At 78.3% G+C, this 1615-nt stretch carries 1 protein-coding gene; it reads right to left on the bottom strand.

Annotated elements, in window-relative coordinates; genetic code table 11:
• Window positions 1–98: 98 nt before the first annotated feature.
• Window positions 99–1253 (bottom strand): NAD(P)/FAD-dependent oxidoreductase, encoded by a 1155-nt coding sequence (locus LCE31_RS34675; protein ID WP_308042356.1) that lies wholly within the window; start codon window positions 1251–1253, stop codon window positions 99–101.
• Between the last annotated feature and the right edge of the window lie 362 nt (window positions 1254–1615).

Raw genomic sequence — 1615 nt, 5'->3', positions numbered from 1 at the left:
GCGCGCCGCGCCCCCCGCCCCCCCCCCCCGCCCCCCCCGGCGCCCCCCCCGCGCCCCCCCCCGCCCGCGGGGGGGGGGGGGCGCCCGGTGGGCGCGCGTCAGGGCGCGGGCGTCCCGAGCGACGCGCGCAACTGGCGCGTGGCACGCGGCATGTTCCAGCCGAGGGCGCCGGTGATGATGCCCTTCTCGTGGTAGACCGCCGTGAACTTCCCCTCCTCCGGGGAGCCTTCGCGGACGGTGAGCGCCGCGTCCTCCGTCCAGCTGCCGTACGCCTGGATCTTCACGTCGTACTGATCGGTCCAGAAATACGACACCGGCGCGTACGGCGTGCCCTTGCCGAGCAGGGTGCGCGCGGCGGCGACCGCCTGCTCGGTGGCGTTCATCCGGTGCTCGACGCGTATCCGCCGGCCGCCGAGCCCCGGGTGCGGCCAACTCGCCACGTCGCCCGCCGCGACGATGCCCGGTGCGGCACGGCACAGTTCGTCGCAGTCCACGCCGTTCGCCAGCGAGAGCCCGCTGCCGGCGAGCCAGCCCGTCGCGGGCACGGAGCCGATCGCCACGAGGACCACGTCGGCGTCGACGGTGGCGCCGTCGGTGAGCGTGGCCCCGGTGACCCGGCCGTCCTCGCCGTGCAGCGCGGTGACCCCGGCACCCATGCGGACATCGACGCCGCGCGCCCGGTGCAGATCCGCGAGCAGGCCGCCCACCCGCGGCCCGAACTGCCGCACCATGGGGGCGGGCAGCGGGTCGACCAGCGTCACGTCAAGGCCGAACGTCCTTGCCACCGCGGCCGTCTCGGCCCCGAGGAACCCGGCGCCGATGACCAGCACGGAGGCGGCCGACAGCAGGGCGGCGCGCAGGGCGAGGGCGTCGTCTGCGGTGCGCAGCAGGTGTACGCCCGCGAGGTCGTGCCCGTACGGCAGCGGGCGCGGTGCGACGCCCGTCGCGAGGACCAGGCCGTCGTAGGCGAGGCGCGCCCCGTCCGCGAGGGTGAGCGTGCGCCCGGCGACGTCGAGCGACCCCGCCGGGACGCCGAGCCGCCAGGTCACGTCGGGCGCGGCGGGCAGCTCGACCCGGTCGGCCGCCCAGCGCCCGTCCAGCACCTGCTTCGAGAGGGGCGGCCGGTCGTAGGGCATCCGGTCCTCGGCGCCGACCATGGTGATCCGGCCGTCGAACCCCTCCCGGCGGAGGGTGAGGGCCGCCGTGTTCCCCGCGGCGGAGGCGCCGACGACGACGATGTCACGCACGCTCACGAGGCGCCCGCCCGGATGCCGCAGGGACGGGGGAGTGCGGGGCCGGAACGACGGACCCGGGTCCGGGGGCGACCGCGGGGGGCGCCGGGCCCCCCCGGGGGGGGGGGGGTGGGGGGGGGCCCCTCACGCACCGGGGGGGGGGGGGGGGGGGGGGGGGCCCCCGGCCCCTCCGGGGCGAGACTTGTTCGCATGTCGCAACATCCTTGTTCGTGGGAGCGTTTGGCGCCCCCGTGATCATTCCCGCCTCCGGAGTACCACGCCTGCGGGCACCGGCGCCAGATCGCCTGGGGCCGAGGCACCCCCGGAAGGCCCGGCGCGAGCGGGCCCCCGTCGCACGCCTCCCGGCCGGCTCCGGCGAGCGG

This window comes from Streptomyces sp. 8L, from assembly GCF_020176795.1.
GTDB lineage: Bacteria > Actinomycetota > Actinomycetes > Streptomycetales > Streptomycetaceae > Streptomyces.
This window is presented reverse-complemented; position numbering and strand designations above follow the sequence as displayed.